At 71.3% G+C, this 17,941-nt stretch carries 16 protein-coding genes; all 16 read left to right on the top strand.

Annotated elements, in window-relative coordinates; translation table 11 throughout:
- Positions 1-53 precede the first annotated feature (53 nt).
- Complete coding sequence (gene rsmH, locus P5G50_RS14355) at positions 54-1,010, top strand: 16S rRNA (cytosine(1402)-N(4))-methyltransferase RsmH (protein WP_301208175.1); 957 nt, start codon at positions 54-56, stop codon at positions 1,008-1,010.
- Complete coding sequence (gene ftsL / locus P5G50_RS14350; protein WP_301208176.1) at positions 1,007-1,663, top strand: cell division protein FtsL; 657 nt, start codon at positions 1,007-1,009, stop codon at positions 1,661-1,663. The genes rsmH and ftsL overlap by 4 nt, the downstream gene beginning before the upstream one ends.
- A 52-nt stretch (positions 1,664-1,715) precedes the next feature.
- Entirely contained in the window at positions 1,716-3,458 is a 1,743-nt protein-coding gene (locus P5G50_RS14345; RefSeq protein ID WP_301208177.1) for a peptidoglycan D,D-transpeptidase FtsI family protein, read from the top strand.
- Between the two features lie 23 nt (positions 3,459-3,481).
- Positions 3,482-5,026, top strand: coding sequence for a Mur ligase family protein (locus P5G50_RS14340; protein WP_301208178.1), 1,545 nt, complete (start codon positions 3,482-3,484; stop codon positions 5,024-5,026).
- Entirely contained in the window at positions 5,027-6,436 is a 1,410-nt protein-coding gene (locus P5G50_RS14335) for a UDP-N-acetylmuramoyl-tripeptide--D-alanyl-D-alanine ligase (RefSeq protein ID WP_301208179.1), read from the top strand.
- Positions 6,433-7,545 (top strand): phospho-N-acetylmuramoyl-pentapeptide-transferase, encoded by a 1,113-nt coding sequence (gene mraY / locus P5G50_RS14330; RefSeq protein ID WP_301208180.1) that lies wholly within the window; start codon positions 6,433-6,435, stop codon positions 7,543-7,545. The genes P5G50_RS14335 and mraY overlap by 4 nt, the downstream gene beginning before the upstream one ends.
- Entirely contained in the window at positions 7,542-9,086 is a 1,545-nt protein-coding gene (gene murD / locus P5G50_RS14325) for a UDP-N-acetylmuramoyl-L-alanine--D-glutamate ligase (RefSeq protein WP_301208181.1), read from the top strand. Before mraY ends, murD begins: the two co-directional genes overlap by 4 nt.
- Positions 9,049-10,332: a putative lipid II flippase FtsW gene (gene ftsW / locus P5G50_RS14320; RefSeq protein ID WP_301208182.1), complete on the top strand. Its 1,284-nt coding sequence runs from the start codon at positions 9,049-9,051 to the stop codon at positions 10,330-10,332. Before murD ends, ftsW begins: the two co-directional genes overlap by 38 nt.
- Positions 10,329-11,420 (top strand): UDP-N-acetylglucosamine--N-acetylmuramyl-(pentapeptide) pyrophosphoryl-undecaprenol N-acetylglucosamine transferase, encoded by a 1,092-nt coding sequence (locus P5G50_RS14315; protein ID WP_301208183.1) that lies wholly within the window; start codon positions 10,329-10,331, stop codon positions 11,418-11,420. The genes ftsW and P5G50_RS14315 overlap by 4 nt, the downstream gene beginning before the upstream one ends.
- Before the next feature lie 122 nt (positions 11,421-11,542).
- A complete protein-coding gene (murC, locus tag P5G50_RS14310) occupies positions 11,543-12,952 on the top strand; it encodes a UDP-N-acetylmuramate--L-alanine ligase (RefSeq protein WP_301208184.1) in 1,410 nt (469 codons plus the stop codon).
- A gap of 102 nt (positions 12,953-13,054) precedes the next feature.
- A complete protein-coding gene (locus P5G50_RS14305; RefSeq protein ID WP_301208185.1) occupies positions 13,055-13,945 on the top strand; it encodes an FtsQ-type POTRA domain-containing protein in 891 nt (296 codons plus the stop codon).
- Between the two features lie 169 nt (positions 13,946-14,114).
- On the top strand, positions 14,115-15,293 hold the full coding sequence (ftsZ, locus tag P5G50_RS14300) for a cell division protein FtsZ (protein ID WP_301208186.1): 1,179 nt from the start codon (positions 14,115-14,117) through the stop codon (positions 15,291-15,293).
- Positions 15,259-15,960: a YggS family pyridoxal phosphate-dependent enzyme gene (locus P5G50_RS14295; RefSeq protein ID WP_301208187.1), complete on the top strand. Its 702-nt coding sequence runs from the start codon at positions 15,259-15,261 to the stop codon at positions 15,958-15,960. The genes ftsZ and P5G50_RS14295 overlap by 35 nt, the downstream gene beginning before the upstream one ends.
- Positions 15,961-16,025: 65 nt before the next feature.
- Positions 16,026-16,553 carry a cell division protein SepF gene (locus P5G50_RS14290; protein WP_301208188.1) on the top strand — a complete coding sequence of 176 codons (528 nt, stop codon included), beginning with the start codon at positions 16,026-16,028 and terminating at the stop codon, positions 16,551-16,553.
- Positions 16,554-16,650: 97 nt separating this feature from the next.
- Complete coding sequence (locus P5G50_RS14285; RefSeq protein WP_301208189.1) at positions 16,651-16,947, top strand: YggT family protein; 297 nt, start codon at positions 16,651-16,653, stop codon at positions 16,945-16,947.
- Positions 16,948-17,098: 151 nt separating this feature from the next.
- A complete protein-coding gene (locus P5G50_RS14280) occupies positions 17,099-17,914 on the top strand; it encodes a DivIVA domain-containing protein (RefSeq protein WP_301208190.1) in 816 nt (271 codons plus the stop codon).
- Positions 17,915-17,941: the final 27 nt, after the last annotated feature.

Genomic DNA, 17,941 nt, shown 5'->3' with positions numbered 1-17,941 from the left:
GTCAGGTCGGAATGGATGGGGATCCGGAATCAGGGGCTCGTCCCACCGAGGCCATGGCAGAACACGACGACATCCACACCCCGGTCCTCCTCGAGCGCTGCATCGAGTTGCTCGGGCCCGCCCTCCAGCGGCCCGGCGCCGTCTTCGTCGACGCCACGCTCGGCATGGGCGGGCACTCGGCCGGCATCCTGGAGCGCTTCCCGGAGGTCACGCTGGTCGGACTCGACCGCGACCCCGAGGCGCTCGCCATCGCGGGGGAGCGGCTCGCGCGGTTCGGCGACCGCATCCACCTCGTGCACACCGTCTACGACGGCATCGGGGAGGCGCTCGACGGCCTCGGCATCGACGAGGTCGACGGCGTGCTGTTCGACCTGGGCGTCTCATCCCTCCAACTCGACCGGGTGGAGCGGGGCTTCTCGTACTCGAAGGACGCGCCGCTCGACATGCGGATGGACGGCACGAGCGAGCTGACCGCCGAGGTGGTGCTCGCCGAGTACAGCGAGGCCGACCTGCGGCGCATCTTCCGCGACTACGGCGAGGAGAAGCTCGCCGCCCGCTACGCCCGCCGGATTGTGGAGGCACGGGAGACCGCACCGCTCACCCGCTCCGGTCAGCTCGTCGACCTGATCACGAAGGCCACGCCGGCCGCCCAGCAGCGCCAGGGCCACCCCGCCAAGCGCGTCTTCCAGGCCCTGCGGATCGAGGTCAACCAGGAGCTGGCCGTGCTGGAGCGCGCCATCCCCGCCGCGGTCGACGCCCTCCGGGTCGGCGGCCGGATCGTGGTGGAGGCGTACCAGTCGCTCGAGGACCGCATCGTCAAGCGCGAGCTGCAGACCCGCTCCACCTCGAGCGCGCCTCCCGGACTGCCGGTGGAGCTGCCGGAGCACCGCCCGGAGCTGAAGCTGCTGATCCGCGGAGCCGAGTTGGCGGACGACGACGAGAAGGCCCGCAACCCGCGGGCGACGCCGGTGCGCCTGCGCGCGGCGGAACGAGTGAGGAGGGCCTCGTGAGCACCAGCACGGCCGCAACGATCGCCCGTCGTCCCTCCTGGCTGGCCGCGCACCCCGCGGCGAAGCCGGTGGAGGCGCCGGAGGAGCGCAGGAGCCACCTCGAAGTCGTCCCGACCCGGGCGCAGCGCCGCGCACGTCCGCGCGCTCTGTACGCGGTGGTGGCGGTGGCGTCGCTGCTCACGATCGTGGTGGCCCAGTTGCTGCTCAGCATCGGGATCTCGCAGGGCGCCTACCAGCTCGACACGCTGCAGCAGAAGCAGACCACCCTGCAGCGGTCGGTGCAGGCGGCGTCGGAGGACCTGACCCGCATCTCGTCGCCGCAGAACCTCGCCGCCAACGCCAACGCGCTCGGCATGGTCAGCAACAGCAACCCCGCCTACCTGCGGCTCTCGGACGGCGCCGTGCTCGGTGCGCCGATCGCCGCCGACGGCGCGGCCGGCACGGTCACCGGAGGCCAGGGCAACCTGGTGCCGAACTCGCTGCTGGCCGGGGTGCCACTGGCGGGGCAGCAGGGCACCGGTTCCGCCCAGCAGAACTCTGCACAGGCGAACGGCCAGGAGGCGAATTCCACGGGTCCTGGTGCGGCGACCGGGACTCCGGCCGCGCCGACCGTACCGTTGGAAGGAGCGCTGCCGACGCCGGTGACGCACTGAGCGGGACCAGCGGGATCAGCACACAGACCAGCGAGCGACGACGGGACGGGGAATGGCGAACCGGAAGATGCTGCGGCGGCGCACGGCCCTCACCGTGCTCGCGGTCGCGGCGACGGTCGGGATCCTCGGCGCCAAGCTGGTCGACATCCAGGTCGTGCGCGCCGACGAGCTGCAGAAGCAGTCGGTGAACGCCAAGGAGCAGTCGACCACGCTGTACGGCGATCGCGGCGACATCGTCGACGCCGGCGGCACCGTGCTCGCGACGACGGTGTACAAGTACACCGCCCAGGCGTCGCCGTCCGACGCGATCGCGGGCGGCCGCGACAAGATGGTGGAGGCCGCGGCCAAGATCGGCGCGATCACCGGCCAGGGCGGCGACGCGGTCGTCGCGCTGTTCGACGCGGCGCTCAAAGACGATCCGAAGTCGAAGTACGTGCTCATCAAGTCCGGGATGGACGTGGGCACCTTCGACAAGCTGAACGCCCTCCCGTACCCCTGGCTCACCTTCACGAAGACGCAGGCCCGCAGCTATCCGAACGGCGCGGTCGGCGGCAACCTGCTCGGCTACGTGTCCGAAGCGGGGAACGGCGGTCTCGAGTCCAGCGAGAACGGCTGCCTCGCCGGCGACAACGGCGTGGAGACCTACCAGCGCGGCGCCGACGGCGTCGCCATCCCCGGCAGCACGGTCGTCACCAAGCAGGCCAAGGACGGCGGAACGCTCAAGCTCACGATCGACAGCGACCTGCAGTGGTTCGCCGAGCAGACGCTGGCCCAGCAGGTGGCGGGCACCGGCTCCAAGTTCGGGTTCGTCACGGTGGCCGAGGCCAAGACCGGCAAGATCAAGGCGATCGCGCAGTGGCCGGCGCTCGACCCCAACGACATCGACGCGACCGACCCGTCGTACTGGCGGCTGCAGTCGCTCACCGATCCGCGCGAGCCGGGCTCGACTTTCAAGGCCCTCACCGCCGCGATGCTGATCGACCAGGGCAAGGCGACGCCGACCTCCCCGGTCCTCGCTCCGTACGAGTGGAAGTCCGGCAACGGCGCCGACCTGCACGACTCCGCCTACCACGAGCCGGAGCAGCTGACGCTGACCGGCGTGCTCATGCGCTCCTCGAACACGGGCATGTCGCAGCTCGGCAAGGCCCTCGGCGACCAGACCCGGTACGACTACCTCAAGAAGTTCGGGATCGGCGAGGACACCGGGCTGCCGTACCCCGGGCAGTCCTCCGGCCTCCTGCACCCGGTGTCCGAGTGGGACGACCAGACCAAGTACGCGACCATGTTCGGACAGGGCGTCTCGACAACGCAGGTGCAGATGGTCGGCGCGTACCAGGCGCTGGCCAACGGCGGCGTCCGCATCCCGCTCACGATGGTCGAGGGCTGCACGCACCCGGACGGCACCGTCACCGACGTGCCGTCGGCCACGGCGACGCCCGTCGTGAGCCCGCAGGCGGCCGCCACGACGCTCGGGATGATGGAGTCGGTCGTCACCGACGGCGAGCTCAAGAAGCAGCTCCAGATCCCCGGCTACCGCATCGCCGCGAAGACCGGAACGGCCCAGCAGCCGGACGGCAAGGGCGGCTACCTGCCCTCGTACTACGTGTCCGTGATGGGCGTCGCGCCGGTCGACGATCCGCAGTACGTCGTTTCGGTCAACCTCGGATACCCGACTACCATTACTTCGTCGGCAGCCGCCGCTCCGCTGTTCCACACGATCATGAGCCAGGTGCTGAAGACCTACCGGGTGAAGCCGTCGACCTCCAGTCCGGCCGACTACCCGCCCTACTACTGAGAACCCCGACGAAAGTGAGCCCCGTGACAGGACCGGCGCCCTCCACTCTGCGCCCCGAGCATCCCGTCGCCCGTCCGCTCGCCCAGCTGGTCGCCGAGTTCGGGCTCGACGTGCGCGGCGACCTCGACGCCGTCGAGGTCACGGGCGCCGCGCTCGCCACCTCGGCGGTCGAGCCGGGCGACCTGTACGTGGGCGTGCCAGGGCGCAACGCGCACGGCGCGAGCTACGCCGCCGCCGCCGCGGAGGCCGGGGCCGTCGCCGTCCTGACCGACGAGGCGGGCGCCGACCTCGCCGCCGACGCCGGCCTCCCGATCATCGTCACGCCCGACCCGCGCGCCGCGCTCGGCGCCGTGGCCGCCTGGATCTACCGCACCGACGAGAACGAGGCGACGCTGTTCGGCGTCACCGGCACCAACGGCAAGACGAGCGTCGTCTACCTGCTGACCGCGATCCTCGGCCAGCTCGGCGTCGTCTCCGGCCTCAGCTCCACCGCAGAGCGCCGCATCGGCGACACGGCGATCACCAGCAAGCTCACGACGCCCGAGGCCAGCGAGCTGCACGCGCTCCTCGCCCGGATGCGCGAGGAGGGCGTCCGCGCCGTGGCGATCGAGGTCTCGGCGCAGGCGCTCAGCCGCCACCGCGTCGACGGGATCGTCTTCGACGTCGCCGGCTTCACCAACCTCAGCCACGACCACCTCGACGACTACGCCGCGATGGACGACTACTTCGAGGCCAAGCTGGAGCTGTTCCAGCCCGACCGCGCGCGCCGCGGCGTCGTGACGGTCGACTCCGACTGGGGCCGCGCCCTGGTCGAGCAGTCGCGCATCCCGGTGACCACGCTCTCCAGCTCGCCCGGCTCGGACGCCGAGTGGACGTTGACCGTTCTCGAGGAGACCATCGACCACACCGCGTTCGCGCTGGAGGGCCCGGAGGGTCGCCGCATCGAGACGCGCGTGCCGCTGCTCGGGGCGTACAACGCGGGCAACGCCGCGCTCGCGATCGTCATGCTGGTCGAGTCTGGGTACGACCTCGACGCCATCGGCGCCGCGCTGGAGCGCGACGGCGGCATCGACGCCTACATCCCCGGCCGCGCCGAGCGGCTCTCGGGCGACCGCGGCCCGACCGTCTTCATCGACTACGGCCACAGCCCCGACGCCTTCCTCTCCACCCTCAGCGCGCTGCGCAAGGTGACGGACGGCAGGATCGTCATGATGTTCGGCGCCGACGGCGACCGCGACACCACCAAGCGCACCGACATGGGCGCGATCGCCGCGCGCGGCTCCGACGCCGTCGTGATCACCGACTTCCACCCGCGCTGGGAGGACCCGGCCGCGATCCGCGCCGCCCTCCTCGAGGGCGCCCGCTCGGCCGTGCCCGAGCTCGAGCTGTACGAGGTACCGGACCCGCGCGCCGCGTTCCGCACCGCCCTGTCGCTGGCGGGGGAGGGCGATGTCGTCCTCTACGCCGGCCCCGGCCACGAGGACTACCAGGAGGTGGCGGGCCAGCGCCTCCCGTACTCCGCCCGAGACGACGTGCGGCTGGCGCTGCGAGAGGCCGGGTGGCTGTAGATGATCGCGATGACCCTCGCCGAGATCGCCGCGGCGACCCGGGGCACGCTCCTGCTCGACGGCACGGGCGCGACGCCCGAGACCGTCGTCGACGGGCTCTCGACCACCGACTCGCGGGAGGTCGTGCCCGGCACGATCTTCTTCGCCAAGCCGGGCGAGTTCACCGACGGCCACCTCTTCGCTCCGCAGGCGGCGGAGGCCGGCGCCGGGCTCGTCGTCGTGGACCACGAGCTCGACCTGCCCGTACCGCAGCTGCTCGTGGAGGACACCGTGGTCGCCCTCGGCGACCTCGCCACCGAGGTGATCGCCCGCGTGCGGGCGCTCGGCCGGCTCAAGATCGTCGGCGTCACCGGCTCCAACGGCAAGACGACGACCAAGAACCTGCTGCGCGAGATCCTGGAGCAGGTCGGCCCGACGATCGCGCCGCGCGCCTCCTTCAACAACGAGGTCGGCGCCCCCGTCACGATGCTGCAGGTCACCGAGGAGACGCAGTTCCTCGTCGCCGAGATGGGCGCGAGCGGCATCGGCGAGATCGCCCGCCTGGTGCGGATGGCCCGGCCCGACATCGGCATCGTGCTGAAGGTCGGCCTCGCGCACGCCGGCGAGTTCGGCGGCATCGAGAAGACCCTCGCCGCGAAGACCGAGATGGTCACCGACCTGCTCGACACCGACGTGGCCGTGCTCAACCTCGACGACCCCCGCGTCGCGACGATGGCCGACAAGACCGTCGCACGGGTGCTGTGGTTCGGCACCGACGAGCGCGCCGAGGTGCGCGCCACCGACATCGCGTCGACCGCGCGCGGCACGTCGTTCACCCTCCACCTGCCCGACGGCTCCGCCCGCACGGTGCAGTTCCGCGTGCTCGGCGAGCACCACGTGTGGAACGCACTCGCCGCCGCGGCCGCCGCCTTCACCCTCGACGTCGACGGCGACCTCATCGTCTCCGCCCTGCAGACCGTGCAGCGCGCCGAGCGCTGGCGGATGGAGGTCATGGGCGGCAACGGCGTGACCGTCATCAACGACGCCTACAACGCCAGCCCCGACTCGATGGCCGCGGCGATCAAGACGCTGGCCCAGATCGCGGAGCCCGGAACCCGCACGATCGCCGTCCTCGGCGAGATGAGCGAGCTGGGCGAGTTCTCCGGCGAGGAGCACGACCGCATCGGCCTGCTCGCCGTGCGCCTCGGCATCGATCAGCTCGTGATCGTCGGGCCGGCCGCGCGCCGCATGCACATCTCCGCCATCAACGAGGGCTCGTGGAACGGCGAGTCGCTCTACTTCGACACCCAGGACGAGGCGTACGAGCACCTCGCCGGCGCGCTGCGCCCCGGCGACACCGTGCTGGTCAAGTCGTCCAACTCGGCGGGGCTGCGCTTCCTCGGCGACCGACTGGGAGAATTGTTCTCGTGAGAGCCCTGCTGACCTCCGGTGCGCTGGCGATGGCGTTCACGCTGTTCCTGACGCCCCTGTTCATCAAGCTCTTCCACCGGCTGCAGTGGGGCCAGTTCATCCGCGACGACGGCCCGCAGAGCCACCACGCCAAGCGCGGCACCGCCACCATGGGCGGCATCGTCGTCATCCTCGGCACGCTGTTCGGCTACTTCGTCGCGCTGCTGCTGACGGGGGACCAGACGAGCGTCTCCGCCCTGCTCGTGCTGCTGCTCATGGTCGGGCTGGGCGTCGTCGGGTTCGTGGACGACTTCCTCAAGACCCGGCGCGAGCGCAGCCTGGGCCTCACCGGCTGGGCGAAGGTCGCCGGACAGGTGATCGTCGCGACGGTGTGGGCGCTGCTGGCGCTCATGTGGCCGAACGGCAACGGCTACACCCCGGCGACGATGAGCGTGTCGTTCATCCGCGACCTGCCGATCGACTTCATGTCCATCACGAAGTTCGGCGCCATAGGAGTCATCGTCGGGTACGGCCTGTACCTGATCTGGATCAACTTCATCGTCGCCGCCGCCTCGAACGGCGTGAACGTGACCGACGGCCTCGACGGTCTCGCCTCCGGCGCCTCGATCCTCGCGATCGGCGCGTACATCATCATCGGCTTCTGGCAGTCGATCCAGTCGTGCGCGAGCATCAACCTCAACCCGGCCAACGTCCCCAAGTGCTACGAGGTGCGCGACCCGTTCGACCTCGCGATCGTCGCGACGGCGATCGTCGGCGCGGTCGTCGGCTTCCTGTGGTGGAACACCTCGCCGGCGCAGATCTTCCTCGGCGACACCGGCTCGCTCGCGCTCGGCGGCGCGGTCGCGGCCCTCGCCATCCTCAGCCACACCGAGCTGCTGCTCGTCCTGATCGGCGGCCTGTTCGTCATCGAGGCCGGGTCGGTGATCGTGCAGCGGGCGTACTTCAAGCTCACGCACGGCAAACGCATCTTCCTCATGAGTCCGATCCACCATCACTTCGAGTTGAAGGGATGGGCCGAGGTCACGGTCGTCGTGCGCTTCTGGATCATCGGCGGGCTGCTGGTCGCGGCCGGAGTCGGCTCCTTCTACCTCGAATGGCTGGCGACATGAGCGCGGAGCGTCTCGCCGGGCTCACGAGCTGGCACGCCGACTGGCGTGGGCTGCGGGTCGCGGTCTACGGCCTCGGGGTGACCGGGTTCTCGGTCGCCGACACCCTGGCCGAGCTGGGCGCCGAGGTGCTCGTGGTGGCGGCGAAGGCCGACGGCGAGCGGGCCATGCTGCTGGAGGTCATCGGCGCCGAGCTCGTGGAGCAGGCCGACCTCTCCACCCCGCCCGAGCGGCTGACCGCGTTCGACCCCGAGCTCGTCATCGTCTCTCCCGGCTTCCACTGGGATCACCCGCTGCTGCTCTGGACGCAGGAGCGCGGCACCGCCGTCTGGGGCGACATCGAGCTGGCCTGGCGGCTGCGCGACAAGGTCGCCCGGCCCGACGGCGCCGAGGGGCCCGCCGACTGGATCTGCGTCACCGGCACCAACGGCAAGACGACGACCGTGCAGCTGACGGCCACGATGCTGCTCGCGGGCGGCCACCGGGTCGCGCCGTGCGGCAACATCGGCGTGCCGGTGCTCGACGCCATCCGCGACCCGGAGGGCTTCGACGTGCTCGTGGTCGAGCTGTCGAGCTACCAGCTGCACTGGGTGAACCGCAACGAGGAGGGTGCGCTCTCGCCGTTCTCCGCCGCCTGCCTCAACATCGCCGACGACCACCTCGACTGGCACGGCTCGCTGGAGGCGTACACCGCGGCGAAGGCGAAGGTCTACGACAACACGCGCGTGGCCTGCGTCTACAACCGCGCCGACAAGGCCACCCTGCGCATGGTCGAGGAGGCGGAGGTCGTCGAGGGCGCTCGCGCGATCGGCTTCGGCCTCGATGTGCCGGGCCCGAGCGACTTCGGCATCGTCGAGGGCATCCTCTGCGACCGGGCGTTCCTCGAGGACCGCTTCACGAGCGCCCTCGAACTGACCACGCTCGACGAGCTGCGCGAGGCCGGCCTCGCCGCCCCGCACGTCGTCGCGAACATCCTCGCCGCCAGCGCCCTCGCCCGGTCGTACGGCGTCGAGCCGCAGACGATCCGCGACGTGCTGACGGCGTTCCGCCTCGACGCGCACCGTATCGAGGTCGTCCGGGTGGTCGGCGGCGTGAGCTGGGTCGACGACTCCAAGGCGACCAACCCGCACGCGGCCGACGCGTCGCTGCGCGCCTACCCGTCGGTGGTGTGGGTGCTCGGCGGGCTGCTCAAGGGCGTCGACATCGACGCGCTGGTGGCCGCGCATGTCGAGCGGCTGCGCGGCGCTGTGCTCATCGGGGTGGACCGGGAGGCCGTGCTCGCGGCATTCCGGCGACACGCGCCCGAGCTGCCCGTGCTCGAGGTCGACGCCGACGAGACTGAAGGAGTCATGCCGACGGCGGTACGTCTGGCCGGAGGACTCGCCCGAGAGGGCGACACCGTCCTGCTGGCGCCTGCCGCGGCGTCGATGGACCAGTTCGCCGATTATGCGGAGCGGGGGCGCCTCTTCCAGGCGGCCGTCAACGAGTTCTTGGGAGGTGAGGCGGATGACGACCAGCCCGCCTCGCGTCCCGACGCGGACTGAGCGGACCACCCGCACCCCGCACCCGGCGCAACCGCAGGAGCAGGACGCGGCCCATGCCTCCCGCCTCGCCGGCCTGACCGCGCGCATCTCGCTCGGCCGGGCGGTGTCGTCGGAGTCGGCCAACTACTTCCTCCTCGCCGGCACGACGCTGTTCATGGTCGTGTTCGGCCTGGTGATGGTGCTGTCGAGTTCGGCGGTCGAGTCGCACAACGACAGCAACAACTTCTTCGCGGCCTTCTGGTCGCAGGGCGCGTACGCGCTCATCGGCCTGCCGCTGATGTTCCTGGTGTCGCGTCTGCCGCTGACCTTCTGGCGGCGGACGATCTGGTTCCTGCTCGCCGGGGCCTGCTTCCTGCAGGTGCTCGTGCTGCTGACGCCGCTCGGCGTCGAGATCGGCGGCAACCGCAACTGGTTGCGGATCGGCGGGTTCTCCGTCCAGCCGTCCGAGGCGATCAAGCTCGCGCTCGTGGTCTGGCTCGGCGTCGTGCTCTCGCGCAAGAAGGACATGCTCGACGACTGGCGCCACGTCGTCGTCCCGGTGCTCCCGGTCGCGGGAGGCGCCATCGGCCTGGTGCTGCTCGGCGGCGACCTCGGTACGACCATGATCATGGCGGCGATCGTGCTCGGCGGGCTGTACTTCGCCGGCGTCCGCCTGCGCTACCTGCTGACCGGCATCGGCGCGGTCGCCGTGATGGCGTTCTTCGTCGCGATCTCCAGCGCCAGCCGGCTGGGCCGCATCGCCGCGATGTTCGGCGGCACCAGCGCCGCGAACCCCGACGTCAACTGGCAGATCGACAACGGCTTCTACGCCCTCGCCTCCGGCGGCGTGTTCGGCGTCGGCCTCGGCAACTCCCACTCCAAGTGGTCGTGGCTTCCGGCCGCGGACACGGACTTCATCTTCGCGATCATCGGGGAGGAGCTCGGCCTGATCGGCGCGATCGTCGTGCTGCTGCTGTTCGTGCTGCTCGCGGTGGTGTTCCTGCGCATCATCCACGCCTCGTCCGACCTGTTCCCGCGGGTCACGACGGCGGCCGTGATGGTGTGGATCATCGGGCAGGCGTTCGTGAACATCGCCGTCGTGCTCGGGGTCATCCCGGTGCTCGGCGTGCCGCTCCCACTGATCTCCAGGGGAGGGACTGCCATCATCTTCTCCATGGTCGCCATCGGTATCGTGCTGTCGTTCGCCCGCCAGTCCTCCAAGGACGCCCGCCGCGCCAAGGGGCTCGGCCAGGGGGCCGTGCAGTGACCCGCTACCTGCTGGCCGGCGGTGGCACCGCCGGCCATGTGAACCCGCTGCTGGCCGTCGCCGACCGCATCCGCCGCGACGAGCCCGACGCCGAGATCGTCGTGCTCGGCACCAAGGAGGGGCTGGAGGCGCGGCTCGTCCCCGCGCGCGGCTACGAGCTCGCGACCATCCCCAAGCTGCCGTTCCCGCGGCGCCCGAACGCGGCCGCGCTGCGGTTCCCGGGGGAGTACCGCCGGTCGATCCGCACGGTGCGCTCGCTGATCCGCGACCGCGGCATCGACGTCGTCGTCGGCTTCGGCGGCTACGCCTCCGCGCCGGCCTACTCCGCGGCACGCGCCGAGCGCATCCCGCTGGTGCTGCACGAGGCGAACGCCCGCCCTGGGCTCGCCAACCGACTCGGTGCGCGCTACACGCCGTGGGTAGGCGTCGCCTTCGAGGGCACCCGGCTCCGGCACGCCCGCTTCGTCGGGATGCCGCTGCGTGTCGAGATCGAGGAGCTCGACCGCGCCTCCGCCCGGCCGCAGGCGCTGGCCGAGTTCGGTCTCGCCGCCGACCGGCCGACCCTCCTCGTCACCGGCGGCTCGCTGGGCGCCCGCCGCCTGAACGGCACCATCGCCGAACGGGCGCGGGAGCTGACCGCCGCCGGCTGGCAGGTGCTGCACATCCAGGGCGGCCGCGGCGAGCTGAGCGACCCCGGCATCGAGCACTACCGCCTGCTGGACTACTGCGACCGGATGGATCTCGCCTTCGCCCTCACCGACTTCGCCGTCGCGCGGGCCGGAGCGGCGACCGTGTCCGAGTTCGCCGCCCTCGGCATCCCCGCCGTCTACGTGCCCTTCCCGATCGGCAACGGCGAGCAGCGCTTCAACGCCGCGGGCGTGGTGGAGGCCGGAGGGGGAATCCTCGTGGACGACGCCGCGTTCCTCCCCGGGTGGGTCGACAGCGACCTGCTCCCGCTCCTCGCCGACCGCACCACGGTCGCCGACATGTCCGCGCGGGCCGCGAGCGCCGGAGTGCGCGACGGCTCCGACCGGATGGTCGCGCTGATCCGCGCCGCGCTGGCAGGAGCGGACCCGGGTCGGCCGTGACCTCCGGGGCCCGGCCTCGCGGCCCCGACCTCCCGTCCCGACCTCCCCGGCCCGTCCCCGACCCCGTGTGACAATGGAAGCGCCCTGATGGAGCCCGACCGCACCGACCGAAGGCAGTACCTGTGATCAAACCCGACCTCTCCATGCCGCTCCCCGAGGAGCTCGGCCGACTGCACTTCGTCGGCATCGGCGGCTCGGGCATGAGCGGCATCGCGCGCCTGTTCCTGGAGGCCGGGTACACGGTCACCGGGTCGGACGTACGCCACTCCGCCAACATCGACGCGCTGCGCGACCTCGGCGCCACCATCGCGATCGGCCACGACGCGGCCAACGTCGGCGACGCCGACACCCTGGTCGTCACGGGCGCGCTCTGGCAGGACAACCCGGAGTACCAGCTCGCCCTCGCGAAGGGCCTCCCGGTGCTGCACCGGTCGCAGGCGCTCGCGTGGCTGATCAACCGCAAGCGCCTCGTCGCCGTCGCGGGAGCGCACGGCAAGACCACCTCCACGGGCATGATCGTGACCGGCCTGCTCGGTCTCGGCGAGGACCCGAGCTTCGTCAACGGCGGCGTCATCGCGTCCCTCGGCAAGAGCTCGCAATCCGGAGCCGGCGAGCTGTTCGTGGTGGAGGCGGACGAGTCGGACGGCTCGTTCCTGCTCTACGACACCGCGGTCGCGCTGATCACCAACGTCGACCCGGACCACCTCGACCACTACGGATCGCTGCAGGCCTTCGAGGACGCCTTCGTCACCTTCGCCCGCGAGGCGAGCGAGCTCGTCGTCGTCTCCTCCGACGACCCCGGCGCCGTGCACGTGACGAACCGCCTCCTCGAGGAGGGCGGCGACAAGCGCATCGTCACGTTCGGCGAGGCCGATAGCGCCGACGTGCGGGTCCACTCCATCGTCACGGAGGGTCCGGTCGCCTTCACGCTGAGCTTCGACGGCGAGGAGTACCCGGCCCAGCTGCGCGTGCCCGGTCGTCACAACGCGATCAACGCGGCCGGCGCCTTCGCCGTGCTCACCGGCCTCGGCTTCGACCCGGAGGCGTCGCTCGCCGCGATCGCCGAGTTCGGCGGCACCGAGCGCCGCTTCGAGCTGCACGGCACCGTCGGCGGTGTGAGCGTCTACGACGACTACGCGCACCACCCGACCGAGGTCGCCGCGGCGCTGTCGGCCGCCCGCACGGTCGTCGGTGAGGGCCGCATCATCGCGGTGCACCAGCCCCACCTCTACAGCCGCACCCGGCTGTTCGCGAAAGAGTTCGCGGAGACCCTCGAGCAGTACGCCGACGAGACCGTCGTGCTCGACGTCTACGGCGCCCGCGAGGACCCGGAGCCTGGGGTCACCGGTGCGCTGGTCGCCGAGCGCTTCGAGCACCCCGAGAACGTCGCCTTCATCGCCGACTGGCAGCAAGCCGCCGACCACACGGCCGAGATCGCGCGCGAGGGCGACTTCGTCATCACGCTCGGCTGCGGCGACGTGTACCGCATCGTCCCCCAGCTCCTGGACTCGCTCCGTCGCGTGCGCGGATAGCCGGTGAAGCGTCCCCAGGGCCACGACCGGCCGCCGGTTCCGGCGGCCCCGCCCGCGACGTCCCCTGAGCCCCGGGCGGAGGCGCGGCGGGAGTCGCGGCGCGTGCAGACCGTGACCGCGCCCATCCCGCTGGTGCGGCCGGCGGGGGAGGAGGCCCGCGAGGCCCCGCAGGCGACCGACGCAGCCTCCACCCACAGCCCCTACGACGCGCTGCCGACCAACCGCGAGATCTCGAAGGCGCTCCGCGCCGCCCGCAAGGAGCGCCGGCGCATCGAGCGCGGCGAGGTGCGACGGTTCACCAAGCGCTCGCGCCGCCGCAGGCTCGCCTGGCTGGCCGCCGCGGGGGTCGTCGCGCTGCTCGTGCTGGGCGTGGCCGGCGTCGCCGTCTCGCCGCTCCTCGCGCTGCGTCATATCGAGATCACCGGCGCCTCGCGCCTCGACGCCGCCGACATCCGGGCGAAGCTCGGCGATCAGCTCGGCACGCCGTTGCCGATGCTCGACCAGGCGGCGATCTCCAGCGACCTCGCCGCCTTCCCGCTGATCCGCAGCTACAGCCTGGAGAGCCACCCGCCGGACACCCTCGTGGTGCGGATCGAGGAGCGGCAGCCCGTCGGCGTGATCCAGAAGGGGAGCGTCTTCACCCTTGTCGACGCTGCCAAGGTGCCCATCTCGAGCAGCCAGACCCGGCCGGAGGGCTACCCGCTGGTCACGGCGGCCGGAGGCTCTGCCGAGACCGACGCCGACTCCGCCTTCGCCGCAGCGGCCGGGGTGCTCAGCGCCCTCCCGCCGACGGTGCTGGCGCAGGTGGACACGATCTCGGCCAAGACCAAGGACGATGTGAGCTTCACTCTGCGCGGTAGCGGTGCGACCGTGGTGTGGGGGAGCGCGGAGGACTCCGACCTGAAGGCCGCCGACCTCACCGCGCTCCTCGCCGGGGCGAGCGGGGCGAACCGCTATGACGTCTCGTCCCCGCACAGCGTGACGACAGGGTGAGGGAGCAGCATGGAGGGTGCGGCGGCGTCGATCCGCGCCACGATTTCCCGACACGCCCGCAGGCTCCCCGGGCCGCGGGCGCCGCGCACCTAACGTCGGATCGAGAATTGCATACTCAGCATAACTTTAAGCCTCGAGTTGAGGTTGAAGGTTCCCGTGGAGGCCGGACGTGACAGCTAACCAGAACTACCTCGCCGTGATCAAGGTCGTCGGCATCGGCGGCGGCGGCGTGAACGCCGTCAACCGCATGATCGAGCTCGGCCTGCGCGGCGTCGAGTTCATCGCCATCAACACGGACGCCCAGGCGCTGCTCATGAGCGACGCCGACGTGAAGCTCGACGTGGGCCGCGAGATCACCCGCGGCCTCGGCGCCGGAGCCGACCCCGAGGTCGGCCGCCGCGCCGCCGAGGACCACGCCGAGGAGATCGAGGAGGCGCTCGCGGGCGCCGACATGGTCTTCGTCACCGCCGGAGAGGGCGGCGGCACGGGCACCGGTGGTGCCCCGGTCGTCGCGCGCATCGCGAAGTCGATCGGCGCGCTGACCATCGGTGTCGTCACCAAGCCGTTCTCGTTCGAGGGCAAGCGCCGCCAGCAGCAGGCCGAGGCCGGCGTGCAAAGGCTCAAGGAAGAGGTCGACACCCTCATCGTGGTGCCGAACGACCGCCTCCTCGAGATCAGCGACCGCGGCATCAGCATGCTGGAGGCGTTCTCCACCGCCGACCAGGTGCTCCTCGCCGGTGTCCAGGGGATCACCGACCTGATCACCACTCCCGGCCTGATCAACCTCGACTTCGCCGACGTGAAGTCGGTCATGCAGGGCGCGGGCTCGGCGCTCATGGGCATCGGCTCCTCGCGCGGCGCCGACCGGGCGATCAAGGCGGCCGAGCTGGCCGTCGCCTCCCCGCTGCTCGAGGCCAGCATCGACGGCGCGCACGGCGTGCTCCTCTCCATCCAGGGCGGTTCGAACCTCGGCATCTTCGAGATCAACGACGCCGCACGCCTGGTGCAGGAGGCCGTGCACCCCGAGGCGAACATCATCTTCGGCGCCGTCATCGACGACACCCTCGGCGACGAGGTGCGCGTCACGGTCATCGCGGCGGGCTTCGACGGCGGCGAGCCGAACGCGCGCCCCGCCGCGGTCGAGAGCCGTCGCACCACGTACGTGGAGGCCGGCTCCGAGGAGGCTCAGGTGCAGTCCTCGGCCGAGGTCGAGGCGGGCGAGATCCCCGCTCCGCAGACCAGCACGTGGCAGGCCACCGGCGAGGCGCCGGTCGCCGAGGCCGCCCCCAAGGACCCGGCGTTCGACGACGAGAATGACGACCTCGACATCCCCGACTTCCTCAAGTAGCCCGCTCGCCGAGCGGCTCCAGGCCGTGCGGAGCGGCGTCGCCGACGCCGCTCGCGCGGCAGGCCGCTCGCCGGAGGAGCTCACGACGATCGTCGTGACCAAGTTCCATCCGGCGTCGCTGGTCCGCGAGCTGGCGGCGCTCGGCGTGCGCGACGTGGGGGAGAACCGCCATCAGGAGGCCCAGGCCAAGGCGGAGGAGCTCGCCGACCTCGACCTCACCTGGCACTTCGTCGGCCAGCTGCAGAGCAAGAAGGCGCGGCAGGTGCGGCGGTACGCCTCCGTCATCCACTCGGTCGACCGGCTCTCGCTGGTGGACGCGCTGCGGAGCGAGGAGGCGGACGTCGACGCGTTCGTGCAGCTCAACCTCACCGACGACCCCGAGCGCGGGGGAGTCGCCGACCGCGACCTCGAACCGCTGGTGGAGCACGTGCTCGCCACCCCGGGCCTCCGGCTGCTCGGTGTGATGGCCGTCGCGCCCCTGGACGAGGAGCCGGCACGCGCGTTCGAGCGGGTGCGCGCGGCGAGCGAGCGCGTGCGGAGTCTCGCTCCCGAGGCCACCTCGATCTCGGCCGGGATGTCGCAGGACTACCCCGAAGCGATCGCCGCGGGCGCGACACACCTTCGCATCGGGACGGCCATTACCGGGAATCGGCCCAGCCTTCGTTAATCTCGAAGACAAGGTTCGAGAGTGCGTGCGAGGCGTCGGCGCACAGGTTCACACGGAGGAAGCGCATGGCCAACCCGCTGAAGAAGACGATGGTCTACCTCGGCCTCGCCGACGAGGAGCTCGAGTTCGACGAGCAGCCCCAGGAGCAGGCGCAGCACCAGCCGCGCCGCGAGACCGCAGCCCCGGCGCCCGCGCCGGTGCAGGCCGTCCCCCATCCCGCTCCGGTCGCCCCCGTGGCCGGCCGCGCACCGGTGACCCCGCTGCGCAAGTCGTCGTCGTCCACCGCACGGAATGCATCGGTACAGGAAATGAACGAGATCCTCACGGTCCACCCCCGCCAGTACCGCGACGCGCAGGCGATCGCCGAGTCGTTCCGCGAGGGGATCCCGGTCATCATCAACCTCTCCCAGATGAGCGAGGGAGACGCGCGCCGGCTCATCGACTTCGCCAGCGGCCTGTCGCAGGGCCTCTACGGCAAGATCGAGCGCGTCACCCCCAAGGTCTTCCTCCTGTCCCCGTCGCACGTGGTCGTCTCCGGCGAGCACGGCGGTGCGGACGCCGAGGTCGACGCCTCCTTCTTCGCCCAGGCCTGAGTCGTCGCCCCGGCCGAGCCGGGTCCCGACGCCGCGCGAGCGCGCCCTCCCAGCGAGGGCGCGCTTTCGCGTCTCCGCGGTACTCCATACTGGAGAGGTGCTCGTCGTCTCGATCATCGCGAACGTCCTCTACTTCGTCCTCCTGATCTACTTCTTCGTGCTGTGGGCACGGTTCGTGCTCGACCTGGTGCGCACGTTCGCCCGCCAGTGGCGGCCGAAGGGGTTCGGGCTCGTGCTCGCGGAGTCGACGTACGTGGTGACCGACCCGCCCATCCGCTTCTTCCGCCGGATCATCCCCCCGCTGTCGCTCGGGCCGGTCGCGATCGATTTCGGCTGGAGCCTCACCATGCTGGTCGTGATCATCGGCTTGTACGTGACTCTGGGACTCAGCTGAGCGTCGCTCCGGTTGCGTGAGTGAGCCCCGTTATAGGGTGAATGGGCCGACGCGCCGCGAGGGGCGCGGAGTGCGCACCCGCGGCGCACTTTGCTAGCGTTGGCTGAACGCACTCTTTGTTCGTCATTCTCAAGATCTAAGGTGGCTTGCCATGGCGCTGACTCCGGAAGATGTAGTCAACAAGCGGTTCCAACCGACGAAGTTCCGTGAGGGCTATGACCAGGACGAGGTCGACGACTTCCTCGACGAGGTCGTCGTCGAGCTGCGTCGCCTGAACCAGGAGAACGAGGAGCTCAAGCAGCGTCTCGTGGCCGCCGACTCCCGCATCGCCGAGCTGCAGCGCAGCGGAGGCTCCGCCGCCGCCGCCCAGGCCCCCGCCGTCGACTCCGGCGAGCTCAACCGCCTCAAGCAGGAGAACGACGAGCTCAAGCAGCGCCTCGCCGCCGCGCAGCAGCAGGCCGCCGCCGCTCCCGCCCCTGCCGCCGCCGCCGCGCCCGCGCCGGCCTTCGGCGCGACCGACGCCAACGACCCGAACGCGACGAACAACCTGCTCCAGCTCGCGCGCCGCCTCCACGAGGAGCACGTGCGCGAGGGTGTCGAGAAGCGCGACGCGCTCATCGCGGAGGGGCACGCCACCGCCGCCCGCATCGTCGCCGAGGCCGAGTCGAAGCAGCGCGCCCAGATCAGCGCCCTCGACCAGCAGCGCACCGAACTCGAGCGCCGCATCGACGAACTGCGCAGCTTCGAGCGCGACTACCGCCAGGGCCTCAAGGGCTACATCGAGGGCCAGCTGCGCGACCTCGACTCCCAGTCGGTCGGCGGGGGCTCCGGCTTCGGCCAGAACCGCCAGACCGCCTCGGTGAACGCCGGCGCCTCCCTGCCTGCTCCCGTCTCCGCGGGCTCCGACAGCTCCAGCCAGAACGAGGGCAGCACGCAGCCCCCGGTCTTCCCCGGCTTTGGAGGCTAGTCCCTCCCGGCCCAAGGTCAGCGCCCG

It is taken from the genome of Leifsonia williamsii (assembly GCF_030433685.1).
GTDB classification, from domain to species: domain Bacteria; phylum Actinomycetota; class Actinomycetes; order Actinomycetales; family Microbacteriaceae; genus Leifsonia; species Leifsonia williamsii.
This window is presented reverse-complemented; position numbering and strand designations above follow the sequence as displayed.